The sequence below is a fragment of the Brevibacillus aydinogluensis genome, assembly GCF_961514395.1.
GTDB lineage: Bacteria > Bacillota > Bacilli > Brevibacillales > Brevibacillaceae > Brevibacillus > Brevibacillus aydinogluensis.
On sequence record NZ_OY569118.1, the window covers coordinates 3,455,389 to 3,471,075 of the forward strand.

Here is a 15,687-nt window from a genome sequence, read left to right on the forward strand (position 1 = left end):
CCTCCTCAACAGGGATCTGTGTCCATATACCTAGCAGGAATCGTGCCAAACGGGATGAACAGGACAGATGCCAGCGATTCAGCTTGCTGACACACAGGAAATTACACACATATGTACAGATTGTGTCCATTCTTGTACACTTTTGATTACAAGGTAAAACACTGCCCATCCGGTGGTTGGCCTGTACCATGCGTGTACTTCTTAGTTTGGATAGGAAGTGATTTTTTGAAACCGTTATTTTCTCTCGATTGTCCATTGGCTTGTCTGGCCGAGCCAATCGGCTCCGCTGCTGTCAGTATACGTGATGGCGAAACGGAAGGTGTGCTGCACCTCGGCGATCGCGACGCTGCTGTTCTCGTCGTCCCGGAGAAGGAGACGCTGCTGAAGGCGGGTGAACAGCTGCTTGCCTGGAAACGCCCCTCTGTGCCCGATCTGGTGACGCTCAACGAGGCAAACACTCCCTCCGGCCTGGTGACTGCTCATCGGCTGTTCAGCGCTTTCGTCACGTTGGCGCAAAACCAGTCCGCCCTGCTGCACACGCTGCTGGACACGATGAGCGAGGCCATTACGATTGTCGATATGCACAACGTGGTTCATTACTGGAACAAGGCTGCCGAGAACATTTACGAAATCGACCGCGCGCAGGTGGTGGGCACGCCGCTGGACGCCCATTTCGACAGCGAGTCCATCCGCCTTCTGGACGCGCTCAAGCAGGGCACCTCGGTGCAGCGGGTCTACCACATCCCCCGGCCGGACCGGCACGTGCTGATCAACGCCGCCCCGATCCGGCAGGAAGGGGATATTATCGGCGCGATATCCATCGAACAGGATATTACCGAACTGGTGCGGCTCAACGAGGAACTGTCCCACACCACCGCCCACCTGCACAATCTGCAACAGGAGATGAGCCGCTTTCAGGCGGCCGACGACCCGTTTTTCACGATCAAGGGACATTCCGCAGCCATTCAATCGGCGATTCAAGCGGCGCGCAAGGTGGCTCAGACGGACGCTACCGTCCTCATCTACGGCGAGAGCGGCGTGGGCAAGGAACTGTTCGCCCAGGCCATCCACCAGGCCAGCCGACGGCGGGAGAAGCCGTTTATCGCCATCAACTGCGGGGCCATCCCGGCTGCGCTGTTTGAAAGCGAGCTGTTCGGCTACCAGGGCGGAGCGTTTACCGGAGCGGAGAAAAAGGGAAAGCCCGGCAAGCTGGAACTGGCCCACGGCGGAACGCTGTTTTTGGATGAAATCGGCGAACTCCCGTTGGAACTGCAGGTCAAGCTGCTGCGCGCCCTGCAGGAGCGGCAGTTTTACCGCGTGGGCGGCACCGAGCCGATCACCGTCAACACCCGGATCGTCGCCGCTACCAATCGCCAGTTGGAACACATGGTGGCGGAGGGCCGCTTTCGCGAAGACCTCTACTACCGTCTGAACGTCTTTACGCTGGAGATTCCGCCGCTTCGGGAGCGGCGTGAGGACATTCCCGAGCTGGTGCAGTTGTTCCTGCACGAGTACGCCATCGCCAACGATCAGCCTGTCCCGCGCATCACTCCGGACGTGATGCAGGCCCTGATTGACCACACCTGGCCGGGCAACATCCGCCAGCTTCGCAACGTCATCGAGCGCCTGTCCATCCTGCAGGAAGGAGGTGTCATTCTGCCGGAGCACCTGCCTTCCGCCATCCGCTCCCTGACGTTGGCAGCGCCGCCTGCCGTGCCGCTGACACCCCCGTATGCGCCCGTTTCCCAGACTTCACCGGCGGGCTACCCGTTCGCTCCAGACTCGGCCCTGTCGGAACGGGAACGCATCCTGGCCGCGCTTGATCGCACCTACGGAAACAAAAAGGCGGCGGCCGACCTGCTCGGCATCTCGCGCGGCACGCTGTACAACAAAATGAGAAAGTACGGGATCAGCCATGAGCGGTAAGGGGACGCTGCAGCTTAGTACCTGTTCATGATCGCATCTGCTTGCCTGCTGCAAAAAGAAACGCCCAATCATAAACGATTGGGCATCAGACTGAAGACAAACGGTTCATTGAGTTAGCGTCCACAAAAAATGATTTCCAGGCCGAAAGGCCTGCCCATTCATCAACCGAAGCGGAAGACAATGTGCATCGCATGGCGGGATGGGCCAAGCGAGCTCCTTTGACGACCTACTCAGCGGAAAAACGAAGACGCGGGAATCAACAGGGGACACAAGTCTCACTTCCTCGAAATACCCAGATGTTTGTCCCCTGCCCGCGTCTCGTTTTGGAGCGGACATCATTCGCTTCTGTGCTGGGCGTCAAGCGAGCGAGCGGGCCCGCTCTCCCATGCGCCGCGGACTTGTCTACACGCTGAACGCCCAATCATAAACGATTGGGCATTTTTGTCGATCATCGCCGCACCGAAGCAGCTAACGTCCAGGTCTCAGCCGAATGATGCGGTCGTCTCCGGGCCCAGGCTCACCGCGTCCATCCCGGTTGCTGGTCAGGAGGTAAAGCGAACCGTCCGGCCCTTCCACGACATCGCGAAGCCGACCGTATTTGTTTTGGTAAAACACCGAAAACGATTGGACGACAGAAGGGTTCCCCGGGTCCAGGGCGACATTCAGGAGTTGTTCACCGCGCAAATTGGCGACCAACAGCCGTCCTCGCCACGGGCCTCTGGTCACAAATGTCATTCCCGCAGGGGCCCAGGTGGTGTCGCCGCTGTGCAGGATCGGCGCTGTCATACCGGCAGCCTGCTGATCCCCCTGGATGACCGGCCAGCCGTAGTTGCCCCCCGGCTCGATCAGGTTGAGCTCGTCGTGAGCGAAAGGGCCGTGCTCCGAACTGTACATGCGGCCAGAGGACGGACTCCAGCCAATCCCCTGCGGATTGCGGTGACCCCAACTGTACACCGGTGATTGCGGAAACGGATTGTCTGCCGGTATCGTACCGTCCAGGTTGAGGCGCAGGATTTTCCCCGCCAGACTGGAGAGGTCCTGTGCCCGTTCCGGGACGCGGGCATCGCCGGTGGTGATGTACAGCCGACGGTCCGGGCCGATTTTCAGTCGTCCGCCGTTGTGAATCACGTCCCCCGGAATCCCGTCGATCAGCACCTTGTCCACCCGTGCCCGATTGTTCTCCTCCCGCAGCCGCACGACACGGTTGTAGGTGCTGTCTCCCTGACGATAGGTGTGGTACACGTACAGCCAGTGGTTGGCGGCAAAATCCGGATCGACGGCCAGCCCCAACAGACCGCCTTCCCCTTCGCTCGTGAACGGCGCGGGAAAGGTGATAAGCGGTTCCGGAAGCAGCCTGCCCTGCTGGATCACGCGCACGCTCCCTGGCCGTTCTGTAAAAAGATGCGCCCGTCCGGGGCGACGTCCAGCGCCCAGGGCACGTTCACGTTGTCTGCCAGCGTCTCCGGCGTATACGGCACCTCCTCATCCGCCAGCACCGTGGGACGGGGCGCCGCGACGACCGGTTCCACAGCTGGTCTTTCCTGCCGTTCTGCGTTATTTGCTTCACACCCGCCGGCAGCCGTCAAGGCGATAGCCGCAGCAGCTGCCATCATCCACTTCCTCATCTCATCCCTCCGACAGCCATCTTCTCAGTCAGTTTGGTCATTCCGCCTCCTGAACAAAACTCCCGCAGGCTTTTTATACTTTTTTCCAGCCTTTTCTGCTACGCTCCCTTTCGGAAGGAGCGTGATTCATGGTGCATTCCTGCTTCTACTTGGTGCGGAAAAGTCGTCTTCCCCGCTATACGCGCAAATTGATCCGCCTGCGGATTCCGTTTGTGCTGGAAGAGACACACCGCATCATCAGCATCCCAGACGGCTACGTAGCCCTGGTGTTTCCGGAGTTGCCCGCACGCCAATACCAACTTGTTTTCCGGACATTCGGCTTTGACGGCCTTCCGTATCCGCATGTGTAATGACCTCTCTCTCGGAAAGGAGGTGATTGCCATGACGAAGCATCTGTACTTTGCCGTTCGTCTCCAGGACGCGGTGCACTTCATCCGGGTGTTGACCAGCCACGGCATTACGCGTTACCATCTGGAGCCGCACGAGGATCACGTTGCCTTCGTGTTCCGCAGCGTCTCTGCTGTCCGGTACACCATGCTCCGGCATGTCTTTGGTGCAGATGGCAAGTCTCGTCAAAGCCGTTGACAAGCGGACCGGCGTTCCCATGAGGGGCGCCGGCCCCCTAACCTTCTCTTTTAGGCAGACAGAAAAAAATTGGTTCCCTGTCAGAACCAATTTGCATTCCGCTATTCCGGTTGAGCCACCCTCCGTTCTGCCAACTGCCGCTGCAGCAGGTACTTGCGCAACGTGTGAAAATATCTGGAGCCAATGCCGACAATTTTGCAGCCGTAGAAGTAATGCGGTCCCTCGACACGCTCGTGGATCACCTGCAGGTCAGCCTGAACGATGCCATCGGCGCGATTGCGGCCGTACAGCTCCACGTAGAAGCACAGCTTCCGTTCGTCGGGAACGGGCTTGTTGGCGCGGATCGCCAATCCCCCCAGACTCAGGTTGACGAGATTCACCTTTTGATAGAAAAAGGCATTGGGCGCTGCGGAATCGACGGACTGATACTGGACCCATCCCTGGACGTCCATGTCAAACCGCGGATATCGACGGCGCTGCTCGCGAAATTCCATGACGGTCGGCGAGTGGAACAGAAAGAGACGATTGCGTTCTTTTGCCAGCACCACCGCCTCAAAATTGTTGATGGTGTCGTAGTCGCTGGTTCGCACACAAGGCAGTTGGTCCCCCACCGTCACGTCCACCTGGTCGGGAAAGACAGCCTCGATGAGGTCGCCCTCTTCATAGATAACGCTGCCTTCAAATAATTGCTTGCCTTTTCGAATTTGCAAGATGCATTCCATCTGCAGTCTCCACCACTTCACACAAAAATTTGCCGGCTTTTCCGGAAAGACTCACGCGATCGTTTTCACGGAAAATGAGGTATAATGGGAACATTGACAGATAGGAGGTTACAGAACCCATGAGTCGTTATCAATGGATTACATTGGCGTTGGCACTTGCCGTGGCCGCATGCTTCATCGGAGTAGGCGTGGCCATCAGTGAACGCAGTTGGCTCGGCGTGGTGGTCGGAATCGTCGGGGCGATCGTCCTGATGGGACTCGGCTTTACCTACAAGCGCAAACACATGCGCTGACCCTATGGCCTCAACGCCGAACGAGCAGGCTGTTCACGTAAAACAGCACGGAAGTAAACCCCTTGGCCTGTTTCAACAGCTCTCTGGCAATGGTGTAAATGTGCGGCTGGCTCCGGTTTACCTTGCGATCGGCGAGGTAAAAGGCGACCAAGCCGTCTACGATCATACGGTGAAACGCAGGATTGGGCAAGTGGTCGACGCTTGCCTTTGCTTGTTGTATAAAGTACCGCATCCGCTCCGTCGCTTCCTGCTCCGAGGCGTAATAGCTGACAAAATTGAGATCGCCGCCCAAGCGATCCTCTTCCAGATCGATCAGGTAATCCAGCAGGATGTGCAGCCCGCACACCCATGGAAAGTAAGCCGCGGTGACCGCCTCGATCTCTTCGTCCGGGACGTGCGGCTCCGTCGCCAGGCAAAACAGGGCAAAGATGCCGATGGTCGATCCGGTAACGGCGGCAAACTCCTGCCAGTACAGATCCCGGTGCCGCTCCTTGTGCCCGTCCCACCAGGCGAGCAGTTGTTTCTCCCGCTGATCGGGAGCGATGTGCTTGTACACCTGCAGGTCGCTGTAAAGGCGGGACAGTTCCAGCACGCGCGGCATGATTTTGCTGTAGCCGGGAAGCTGCCGGGCATGGCGCTGGCTGGTCAGCACGAGGTCGGCCAAAAAACCCCCGTCGTCCTTTTCCTTGTGAAACCGGTAGTAATCCTGCAGCGGAGCACCGGGTGTCAAGGCGTCCTGCATGGACAGATGAAGCTGCCGGAAGTCTTCGGGATCGAGCGACGTGCTGCGGTCGCAGAGATTGTCCAGGTAATCGCTGATCGTTTGGTAGGCTACGATGAGCGGTACGACGACCTCAACGTGAGGGACCACCTGAGCGGCGTAGACGGACCCGCCCTCGCAGTGGAATTTTTTGGTCTCCATGCTGGACAGCGCCTGCTTGCGGAGTTCCGGGTCCGGAATCGTCTGCGCCCGCCGGTACCAGGCGGCAAACTCCCGTTCCAGCACAGGACGAACATGACGGTAGATCCTGTACAACAGCTGCCACGGATGTCGTAGTTCCCTCACGTCATTCCCTCCTTATACACATAGCACTATCTTACCACAAATACCCTCTCTTCTCCTCATTGTTGCCGCGTGCGTGCCAATTTCTTCACACCTTCCGAAAAGAAGGGGAACACCTTCTGCCACCAGGCATGAACGGAAGAATGGACGGAGGAAAGAACGCCATGCGGGGAAAGGCAAACTATCCGATCAGCCGTTTGGCCTCCAGATACAGCACCAGGATGAATTTTTTTGCGTTGATCCGGATGGACGACGGAGCCGGTTCGATATGGGTCTCCAACTCCTTCATCCGTTTGCGCACTTCGGTAAAGTCAAAAAAGGTAGTCGCGTAGCTTTCAAACTTCGGGTGGGCGTAGTCGGTCAACCCGAGTGACGCGAGGTGGGTCAGCGCCTGATAGATTGCCCGGCGCACCCGCTGTTCCGCAGCCTTTACCTCTTTTTGCACGTCGGCGGCCGCCGCCTGCCAGCCCAATTTCTCCGCAGCCACGCTGGCAAAGATGTCTTTCAGGGCGGGAAACTTGTAATCGCCGGCTTCTTCTTTTTCCATCCGGTAGAGGTAGTCCAGCATGTCCAGCAAATCCTTGCTGCCGCTTTCCCCGATCATCCCCAATTCCGTCAGCAGGAATTTGCCCGCCGTGCGGATCGTCCTGTCCGGCACTGGCTGCTCTTTTCGCTCGCCGCCCGCGCCTTGGGTCAAGACACTGAGCGATCGCTGGATGCCCTCGATGGAGCGCTGCAGCAGGATGCGCTCCCGCACCTTTTGCAGGACGCTGATCACCTCCAGTCGGTTGATTGGCTTGGTGATGTAGTATTCGATGCCCTGGGAGTACGCCTCCGCAATCATGTCTTTGGATTCGACCTGGGAAATCATCACGACGCGGCCGGAAAAGCCGGACAAGTGGCGAACCGTCTCAATCCCGTCGCGGTTCGGCATCAACAGGTCGATCAGCAGGATGTCGACTCCCTTCAACTCCAGGTAGTTTTTGTCTATCAGCGAACCGTCCTCCGCTTCACCGGCCACTTCCCCCAGATCTGCATCCTCGATGATGTGAGCCAGCATCGAACGGATGGCCGGATCGTCATCTACAATAAAATAGCGCATGTCATCATCCTTTCTGCACGAGATGGGCCGCCGGCAGGCGAATGATAAAGACAGTGGCGTACCCGTCTGTGTTTTCGCAAATCTCGATGTTTCCCTGCAGGGTTTCCACCACTTCCCTGACATACGAAAGTCCAATTCCGGTGGACGGATGGCCCGACACATCGTACTTCGTGGTAAATCCGGGCTTGAACAGCAGTTCCTTGTCTTTGACAGCAATGCCCGGGCCGTCGTCGCTGACCGATAACCGCAGCCACTCCTGCCTCTCGTCCATTGTGGCGGAGACGGCCACCGTGCCGCGCTCCCGGATCGCTTCCACGGCGTTGGCAACGAGGTTGTTCACCAACGACAAGGTCGTGTAGATGTGACAGGATAAATGGGGCATATCCACGCGAGCCTCGAAGCGGATGTCCTTGCCCAGCAGGCGGGCATACTTTTCGTTGGCGCGGACGATGATGTGGATCAGCTCTCTCAGCGGCAGGTAGTCCCTGGCGTTTTCATCGGAAATCAGCTTGGACAGACCGGCGTAAATCCGCTGGTTGTCCTTTTTCACCTCGTGCACCTGCCCGGCGATGCGCAGCGCCTGCCGGGCGAAGGCCTCGTCGTTCTCGTCGCGGGCGGTGTCCTTCATTTTGCGGTACAGATCGTAACACTCCCGCGTGATTTCCTCCACTTGCTGCAAGGTTTTTTTCAGATGAATCGACTCCTCGTACAGGCTGGCGATCAGCATCAGCATGCGCTCGCTGCGGATGCGCTGCTGCTCCTCCATCCACTTCGCCTGACGGAGCTGGATCACGTTGAAAAAGCTGAGCACGAAAAAGCTGCGAATCAGCGCAATCGCCGACACCGGCCAGATTACCGAAAGTTGAAGCACCGCCTCCCACGACGACGCGCGAAACCAGAGTTCCACCAGATTGCCCCCAATCTCCGCCAGCGTCGCCAGCCCGCCGACCAACAGCGGGCGGTGGTGCCATTCATTGACACGAAACAGGGAGAAGAGACAGGAATACGTCACGTAAAAGAAAAAGGCGGGCAGGTGCATGTGAATGGAGGAAACCAGATCAAACCGATCGGACACAGCCCAATCCAGTGCAACCCGAAACAGCACCACCAGGCAGCCCGTCAGCCCCCCACTCACATACGCCGGAACCTTGCGCAGCCACAACAGGAAAAAGAAAAAAGCAGTCGTGCCAAAACTCACACGAAAATCGTCCTGAAACGGATGAAATTTCAACTCGCCTGCGATTGGCACGGCGATCAGCATCAGCATCAAAATGTATACGCTTTCTCTCATCGGTTTTCCACTTTCGTTGCAAGAAGGTTTCGACATTATTTTATTTTACTATAACTTTTGCATAGATTTTTGTAGTTTTTTGTAGGGAAGCGCTTACACTCGTGGGTAGATAGTCCCTTTCATCCCGCAAAATGATTGTATTCTGACAAAAAAAGGGTACTATAAGGTTATGGAAAGACTATTTGCATAAGGGGGAATTTTCATGAAAAAACGCAGTCTGCTTCTCTCGCTGACGCTGCTCCTCACGATGTCGCTCGTGACGGCATGTGGCGGCGGGAACAATGCGCAAGGGGGCCAGGACGGCAATGCCGGCGGTGGCAGTAGTGATCCGAGCCAACTGATCATCGCAACCGGCGGTACCGGCGGCACCTACTATCCGCTTGGCGGGGGCATGGCCGATCTCATCAAGAAAAACACCGGGGTAACGGCCACAGCGACTGCAACCGGCGCTTCGGCAGAAAACGTCCGTCTCATCCGCGACAATCAAGCAGATATTGCTTTTATCCAAAACGACATCGCCGAATACGCAAGCCAAGGCACCAACATGTTCCAGCAGGACGGCAAAATCGACAAGTTCCAGGCGTTGGGCGCCCTCTACAACGAGACCATTCAGATCGTCGTCGCCAAAGACAGCAACATTAAAAGTGTCGCTGACCTGAAAGGCAAGCGCGTCTCCGTCGGCTCTCCGGGCAGCGGAACGGAAATGAACGCCCAGCAAATCCTCGAGGTGTACGGCCTGACTTTTGACGATCTGAAGCTGCAGCGCCTCTCCTTTGCCGACTCTGCGCGAGCCATTCAGGACGGCCAATTGGACGCCGCGTTCCAGACGGCCGGCACACCGACTGCAGCCATTACCGAACTGGCCGCTACGACAGGCGTGACGATCATTCCGGTTGACGATGACAAGATTGACGCACTGATCCAGAAGTATCCGTTCTACGTAAAAACGACAATCCCGGCCAACACCTACCAGACCGTACCGGAAGAAGTCAACACCGTCTCCGTCAAGTCGATGCTCATCGTCCGCTCTGACTTAAGTGAAGACCTGGTGTACAAGGTGACCAAGGCGATCTTTGAGAACACGGACAAACTGGGACATGCCAAGGCAAAAGAAATCAAGATTGAGGACGCGCTGAAAGGCGTCAGCCTGCCGGTACACCCGGGCGCGAAAAAGTTCTTTGACGAAAAAGGCGTACAGTAAGACCCCATGTTTCTGCACAACCAGGTAGGAACCGGGAAAGGGCGGACGTCGTTCCGCCTTTTCTCCTTCCTTTTATTGACCACTGTGATTCTGGCGACTCTCATCCCCATTTTCCCCGCTCTGGTCATCCGCGACACGGAGACGAACCGGCTGGTGTGGAGCAGCCAAATCGCCGACGACGGCACATTTGCCATACGCTGGACTCATTCCATCAACCGCACGCCCGTCGTGGAGACGTACCGCGTCCAAAACGGGCAGATCATTTTATCCGAATTGACCTTTCAGGATTACGGGATCGGCATGGAAACCCAACTGGCTGACGATGAACAACTGATCAGCGAAAATGGTTTGTTTCGCATCGTCAACATGCACCGCGCCTACCCCGCCCTCCATCTGTTCATCGGACAGGTAAGGGCTAATCATACACTGCTTTTTTCCGGACGGGAAATTCCGCTCGCCGACGTGGACAATCCCGGCGCGGCGGTAACGATCCGGGTGGAGAAGCGCTCCATTTTGCAAGCGATTGGAGGGTACTAGATGAGCACGCAACAGATGAGTCAACAGGAAATGGAACGATTGATTGCTCAGTACGACAAGGAATCCGCCGTGCGTCAGCTGTCCGGGCCGATGAAATGGATCACCTTTGTCCTGCTGGTTCTGTTTTCCGTCTACCAACTGGTCAGCACGCTCTTCCTGACGCTGCCGCCGCAAATTCACCGCCCCATCCACCTGGCGTTTGGCCTGGGGCTGGTCTATCTGCTCTACGCCGGACGTTCGAAAGGGCAAGCTGACGGCAAGGTGGGAATCGTCAACATCATCCTGTCCATCGTCGCCGTCCTGGTGTCGCTGTACTGGGTTTTCGACTACGACGGGCTGGTGTTGCGCACCGGGAACTACACCACGTTTGACCTGGTAATCGGAGGCGCGGCCATCCTCCTGGTGCTGGAGGCCGCACGCCGTGTCGTGGGCCTGCCCATCACCATCATCGCCGCTTTCTTTTTGCTGTACACCTACTTCGGGCCGTACATGCCCGGCTTTTTGGAGCACCGCGGCAATGACGTCAGCCGGATTATCGGTCATTCCTTCTACACGCTGGAAGGGATTCTCGGCACGCCGCTCGGGGTGTCGTCCACGTTCATCTTTCTCTTCATCCTGTTTGGCGCCTTCCTGGAAAAGACCGGCGTAGGCGAATACTTTAACGATCTGGCGCTCGTCATCGCCGGGCGCCGCATCGGCGGACCGGCAAAGGTGGCCGTCTTCTCCAGCGCCTTGCAGGGAACGATCAGCGGAAGCTCCGTCGCCAACGTGGTGACGTCCGGCGCCTTCACCATTCCGATGATGAAACGCCTGGGCTACCGCTCCGAGTTTGCCGCCGCCGTCGAAGCGTCATCCTCCACCGGCGGTCAGATCATGCCGCCGATCATGGGCGCCGCCGCCTTCCTGATGGCGGAGTTCATCAACGTTCCGTACATGGAGATCGCCAAATCGGCTGCGCTGCCGGCAATTCTGTTCTTCACCGGCATTTGGATCATGACGCACTTTGAAGCCAAGCGCCTCGGGCTGCGCGGTCTGACCCCGGAAGAGCTGCCGAACAAAAAAGAGGTGCTGAAGAAACTGTATCTGCTGCTGCCGATTCTGGTGATCATCGTCGTACTGATGATGGGCGTCTCTGCCGAGCGTTCCGCCATCATCGGAATCGCGTCCACAATCGTGGTCAGCGCATTCCGCAAAGAGACGCGCTTGTCGCTTGCGGACATTCTGGAAGCGTTCGCTTCCGGCGCCCGCACCGCTCTGGGTGTGGTGGCGGCAACGGCTTGTGCCGGCATTATTGTCGGGATGGTCACGCTGACCGGTATCGGGCTGAAACTGGCCAACGGCTTGATCGACCTGGCGGGCGGCATTCTGCTGCTCACCCTGTTCTTCACCATGATCGCGTCGCTGATCCTGGGGATGGGCACACCGACCACGGCCAACTACATCATTACATCGACGATTGCCGCTCCCGCCCTCATCCAGATGGGTGTGCCGGACATCGCCGCGCACATGTTCACCTTCTACTTCGGGATTATTGCCGACATTACCCCGCCAGTTGCGTTGGCGGCGTTCGCTGCGGCCGGTATCGCCAAATCAAAACCGATCCAGACTGGGGTGGAATCAACGAGGCTGTCCATCGCAGCCTTTATGGCGCCCTACATCTTCGTCCTGTCGCCGCAGTTGCTGTTGATCGACACCACGTTTTGGGAATCGGTGTGGGTGTTGATCACCTCCACGCTCGGCATGATTGGCGTTGGCGCCGGTCTGATCGGCTTCTGGATGTCGAAGCTGAATCCGCTGGAGCGTATCCTGGCTGTCGCAGGCGGCGTTTTGGCCGTAATGCCCGGACTTGCCACCGACTTGTCAGGTTTCGCCCTGCTGGCGCTCGTGTTTGGTCTCTCCTACTTCAGGGGGCGCAAGGAAAATCAGCAGATTCAGATCGCTTCCTAAGCCAGGTGCTAGATGGTTTTATAAAACTACAGGCTGTCGATGCCATTTCGACAGCCTGTTTCTTTTTTACGCGAAGCAGTCAAAAAAATAGCTCTCCTCTTATCCCAGACGGGCCAAGTCGGAGAGCTACATTTTTTTATCACGCTGCATCAGTATTGTCCAATGGGGTGAGACTTCGTTTCCCTTTTTGACTACTTTTCTTCCGGTTGGCCGTCAACAAACCATTCCTTACCGTTGTCGCCAGTCTTGGACTTCAATTCTATTTTCACTGATGTTTTGTCGTCCCCACGTTGGAAAAGGATCGTTGTTTGGGTTACATCCTTATCGACTAACAAAAGAGGCTCATAGTCGCCAATCTTATGGTGAGACATTGCTTGATGCAATGCTTCCGTGTAGCTGACCTGTTCGCGCGTATCAAGTTTGTCCCAAATATGATGGTTGTCCGCATAATCTACCTGCTCCAAGCCATTTGTATCGATGTTGAATTTTTTCATTGCGGTATTCCAGGTCTTTTCCAGCAACTTGTTTGTCTTCTCTGATCGATGATTCTTTATTTTGTCTTCATGTTTGATTTTTTTGCTTTCCTTCTTTTGCGCTTCAACATAGTAGGGTGCAATTCCAATTCCGACACCTGTTAGTATTGCCACTGTGAGCAGTGAAGGTAAAAGTACCATGCGCTTTTTCAACGAAAAAACCTCCTCTTTTCTAAGTGATTTCACGAAATTTGCCTAACTGTCAACGCCGACTTTATTTTGACCCACCATCGCCGGTTTAGAATTGACCCACCCGGCGATTTTTTGTTGGTTAGGTGGTAGAGGGGGAGCCGTAGGCTCCAGTCCTCATCTTCTCACGAAGGCGGTAACTATTCCCCCTAATGTTGACGATGTGGGAATGGTGTAAGAGTCGATCCAGAATAGCTGTAGCAAGGATCGGATCGCCCATCAGTTCCCCCCATTCACCGAAACTCTTGTTGCTGGTCAACAGAATACTCCCTTTCTCGTATCTTGCACTTACTACCTGGAAAAAGAGGTTAGCTGCCAAACTGTCAAACGGTAAGTAGCCAATCTCGTCAATAACGAGGAGCTTTGGTCGAATATAGATACGGATGCGTTTATCCAGCCTGTTTTCCGTGTAAGCTTTTCGCAGATCTTCGATGAGTTGCGAGAGACTGACAAAGTAAACGGATATCCCTTGCGAGATGGCTTCTACAGCCAACGCCACCGCCAGATGACTTTTTCCTACTCCGGGAGGCCCTAAGAACAAGACATTCTCGTGTCGGGTTACAAAAGTCATCGTGGCCAGCTCTCGAATCAACCGTTCGTCAATGCTGGGTTGGAAAGCAAAATCAAAATCCTCCAGCGTTTTTCGGTAAGGCAAGTGTGCAAGTTTGGTGCGTACCTCCATATTCCGTTTTTGACGTTCCGCTATCTCGGCATCAAGGAGCGTGTTGAGAAAGGACAGATAGGTGGGCTGTCCATGACTTGCCGCTTCCAAGTGAGCATCCAAGAGTAGAGCCGCTTGCTGAAGTCCAAGTTCCTCGAGACGTAGCCGTGCCTGTTCCAGTTCGATCATGCTCCCACCCCTGTTAGCTGCTCATAGACATCCAGCGAACGCACTTCCACTTGCTGCGATGAAATCTGTCGGGCTTGCGGACGCGGATAGGCATATCCTTGAGCGGTCGAAAGACCTGCATACTGGTTTTCACAAAAAACAGTTGCGCGGGATCGATAGGCCTTTTGGTGTCGAGCAATACATGTGCCGTCGGCCCAGATTTCCACCCACCCATTCACTTCTCGAACGGTTACCTCACGTCCACTGTACCTCCATGGAACTCCATATCGCACACCATCGTAGCTAACAAATCCGTCTCGGCTGACCTGTCTTGGTTCATGCAAGTATTTTTCCCATCGTTCAGCTGAAGGGATAGGCGACAGATTTTCCTCACGGAGTCGGTCGATGGGACGTTCGCCGGTTGTTCCATGAATACGGCGGTTAATCCGCTCGCACCAGTGTAGGGCTTGTTGATTGAGATCCTGTAAATCAACGAAGCGTTTGCCAGGAAGAAAGTTGTTTTTTACGTATTGAACGCCTCGTTCCACTTTTCCCTTTGTTTCGGGGCGTCGAACTTTGCATACTTTTGGAACAAGCCCAATCGCTGCAGCAAAGTCGGCAAAAAGCGGATGCCAGCGAGGTTTTCGATCGTCTCCCATACCAAGTACGACGGTTTTCATCTGATCAGTCAGCATTACCTTTGGGATGCCTCCAAAATATTCAAAAGCATGAATCAAGCAACGAAGAAAGCTGTAGATGTCACAACGTTTTGTAAACTCGATATACGTAGCACGAGAGTACCCCAATACCATGACAAATACCGGCACTTTCCGGACGTTGCCGTCCAAATCTACGTAATCACACAGTCCCCAGTCGACCTGTGCATATTCACCAGGTTTCGTCTCGTAACGAAGAACAGCGGGAATGTGTTTGGGAGGACGGAAGTTCTTCACATAGTCTTTCAAGATGGTGCGTCCACCGGTGTATCCCTTTTCTTGTAGAAGATCGAATAAAACCTCGCAGTTATAGATACCTTCTTGAAGACGTTCCTGCAGGAACGGTTTATACGGATCAAGCTTGGAACCACGAGATTTACGGGTTCCCTTTTCGGGGGAGGATTCACCCCGGAGATATCGGCGAACTGTATTTCGAGAATGTCCAGTTAGACGGGCAATTTCACGAATACTCTTGCCTTCTGCCCTCATGGTATGTAACGATATCACTATCCCACTCCTTAGCATGTGTCTCCCTCCGAAATTAACTTGCCGGTTAAATCCGAAGGGGATATATTCGCTAAGGGTGGGTCATTTTCATTCCGGCGAACCTGGGTCAATTATATCCCGGCGGTGACACTAACTAAAGTTCTGTTCGATCCGACGTAGTAATTGAATCAGCGTCACTAGAAGACCACCAAATTCTATGATTCGATGTGGCATAAGTGTCATCCAATCCAATTGGGCAGTATGCACTAGCATAAGCTGTTGTCCCTGATTCTTTCTTGCTTTCTTTGTATCCTCGCTTTTTACCGCCCCCCCATATTTCTGTATAGGCTCTAGCATACTTTGTCCCATACGAACCAATGGTAACTGCATCACTTCTCCATTGTGTATTATCACTGTCGTATGAGATACTAACTCCTGTTCCCTGTTCAAAATAAATATTGGCCGCATATGCTGAAGTAGCTACGACACTGGTTAGACTTATGGCCAGCATCATCATCTTCATTTTTTTCACATAAACCCCTCCAGTATTTTTACAAAATTTACATATAAAAGGTTATCACATCCATGATGAGTGTGTGAATCCTATATTTTCAAAATAACCAAAAATTTGTAATTTGTTTA

Annotated in this window: 17 protein-coding genes; 7 read left to right on the forward strand and 10 right to left on the reverse strand. The window is 55.1% G+C overall.

Annotated features, from left to right (window positions below; all coding sequences use genetic code 11):
- Positions 1-225: 225 nt before the first annotated feature.
- Positions 226-1,926 carry a sigma-54 interaction domain-containing protein gene (locus Q7F15_RS17085; RefSeq protein ID WP_304414716.1) on the forward strand — a complete coding sequence of 567 codons (1,701 nt, stop codon included), beginning with the start codon at positions 226-228 and terminating at the stop codon, positions 1,924-1,926.
- 468 nt (positions 1,927-2,394) lie between these two features.
- Here Q7F15_RS17085 and Q7F15_RS17090 read toward each other — a convergent pair whose 3' ends face one another.
- Positions 2,395-3,297 carry a PQQ-dependent sugar dehydrogenase gene (locus Q7F15_RS17090; protein ID WP_304414717.1) on the reverse strand — a complete coding sequence of 301 codons (903 nt, stop codon included), beginning with the start codon at positions 3,295-3,297 and terminating at the stop codon, positions 2,395-2,397.
- Positions 3,294-3,551, reverse strand: a complete 258-nt coding sequence (locus Q7F15_RS17095) for a hypothetical protein (protein ID WP_304414718.1) — start codon at positions 3,549-3,551, stop codon at positions 3,294-3,296. Before Q7F15_RS17095 ends, Q7F15_RS17090 begins: the two co-directional genes overlap by 4 nt.
- A gap of 128 nt (positions 3,552-3,679) precedes the next feature.
- On the opposite strand from Q7F15_RS17095, the gene Q7F15_RS17100 reads away from it, so the two are divergent.
- On the forward strand, positions 3,680-3,901 hold the full coding sequence (locus tag Q7F15_RS17100) for a hypothetical protein (protein WP_171565103.1): 222 nt from the start codon (positions 3,680-3,682) through the stop codon (positions 3,899-3,901).
- Between the two features lie 31 nt (positions 3,902-3,932).
- Positions 3,933-4,136, forward strand: a complete 204-nt coding sequence (locus Q7F15_RS17105; protein WP_171565104.1) for a hypothetical protein — start codon at positions 3,933-3,935, stop codon at positions 4,134-4,136.
- Positions 4,137-4,237: 101 nt separating this feature from the next.
- Here the strand turns inward: Q7F15_RS17105 and Q7F15_RS17110 are convergent, their stop codons facing one another.
- Positions 4,238-4,858 (reverse strand): PilZ domain-containing protein, encoded by a 621-nt coding sequence (locus Q7F15_RS17110; RefSeq protein ID WP_171565105.1) that lies wholly within the window; start codon positions 4,856-4,858, stop codon positions 4,238-4,240.
- 119 nt (positions 4,859-4,977) lie between these two features.
- Here Q7F15_RS17110 and Q7F15_RS17115 point away from each other — a divergent pair, with 119 nt between their 5' ends.
- Positions 4,978-5,151, forward strand: a complete 174-nt coding sequence (locus Q7F15_RS17115) for a DUF5325 family protein (protein ID WP_304414719.1) — start codon at positions 4,978-4,980, stop codon at positions 5,149-5,151.
- Positions 5,152-5,161: 10 nt separating this feature from the next.
- Here the strand turns inward: Q7F15_RS17115 and Q7F15_RS17120 are convergent, their stop codons facing one another.
- From Q7F15_RS17120 to Q7F15_RS17130, 3 genes are all read right to left on the reverse strand, one after another.
- A complete protein-coding gene (locus Q7F15_RS17120) occupies positions 5,162-6,217 on the reverse strand; it encodes a tetraprenyl-beta-curcumene synthase family protein (RefSeq protein ID WP_304414720.1) in 1,056 nt (351 codons plus the stop codon).
- A 178-nt stretch (positions 6,218-6,395) separates the two neighbouring features.
- On the reverse strand, positions 6,396-7,316 hold the full coding sequence (locus Q7F15_RS17125) for a response regulator (RefSeq protein ID WP_171565108.1): 921 nt from the start codon (positions 7,314-7,316) through the stop codon (positions 6,396-6,398).
- A 4-nt stretch (positions 7,317-7,320) separates the two neighbouring features.
- Positions 7,321-8,607, reverse strand: coding sequence for a sensor histidine kinase (locus Q7F15_RS17130; RefSeq protein WP_212132653.1), 1,287 nt, complete (start codon positions 8,605-8,607; stop codon positions 7,321-7,323).
- A 202-nt stretch (positions 8,608-8,809) separates the two neighbouring features.
- Here Q7F15_RS17130 and Q7F15_RS17135 point away from each other — a divergent pair, with 202 nt between their 5' ends.
- The 3 genes from Q7F15_RS17135 to Q7F15_RS17145 are packed head-to-tail and all read left to right on the forward strand — an operon-like array spanning position 8,810 to position 12,292.
- A complete protein-coding gene (locus Q7F15_RS17135) occupies positions 8,810-9,808 on the forward strand; it encodes a TAXI family TRAP transporter solute-binding subunit (protein ID WP_171565110.1) in 999 nt (332 codons plus the stop codon).
- A 6-nt stretch (positions 9,809-9,814) separates the two neighbouring features.
- The gene (locus Q7F15_RS17140) at positions 9,815-10,345 is read left to right on the forward strand and encodes a DUF1850 domain-containing protein (RefSeq protein WP_212132652.1); all 531 of its coding nucleotides are present in this window, start codon (positions 9,815-9,817) and stop codon (positions 10,343-10,345) included.
- Positions 10,346-12,292 carry a TRAP transporter permease gene (locus tag Q7F15_RS17145; RefSeq protein WP_304414721.1) on the forward strand — a complete coding sequence of 649 codons (1,947 nt, stop codon included), beginning with the start codon at positions 10,346-10,348 and terminating at the stop codon, positions 12,290-12,292.
- Between the two features lie 191 nt (positions 12,293-12,483).
- Here the strand turns inward: Q7F15_RS17145 and Q7F15_RS17150 are convergent, their stop codons facing one another.
- The 4 genes from Q7F15_RS17150 to Q7F15_RS17165 form a co-directional block, all read right to left on the reverse strand.
- The gene (locus Q7F15_RS17150; protein ID WP_065067756.1) at positions 12,484-12,978 is read right to left on the reverse strand and encodes a hypothetical protein; all 495 of its coding nucleotides are present in this window, start codon (positions 12,976-12,978) and stop codon (positions 12,484-12,486) included.
- Between the two features lie 118 nt (positions 12,979-13,096).
- Positions 13,097-13,864: an IS21-like element helper ATPase IstB gene (gene istB, locus Q7F15_RS17155; RefSeq protein ID WP_304414513.1), complete on the reverse strand. Its 768-nt coding sequence runs from the start codon at positions 13,862-13,864 to the stop codon at positions 13,097-13,099.
- The gene (gene istA / locus Q7F15_RS17160) at positions 13,861-15,084 is read right to left on the reverse strand and encodes an IS21 family transposase (RefSeq protein WP_304414514.1); all 1,224 of its coding nucleotides are present in this window, start codon (positions 15,082-15,084) and stop codon (positions 13,861-13,863) included. Before istA ends, istB begins: the two co-directional genes overlap by 4 nt.
- A gap of 115 nt (positions 15,085-15,199) precedes the next feature.
- Positions 15,200-15,577 (reverse strand): hypothetical protein, encoded by a 378-nt coding sequence (locus Q7F15_RS17165; protein WP_141669742.1) that lies wholly within the window; start codon positions 15,575-15,577, stop codon positions 15,200-15,202.
- Positions 15,578-15,687 lie beyond the last annotated feature (110 nt).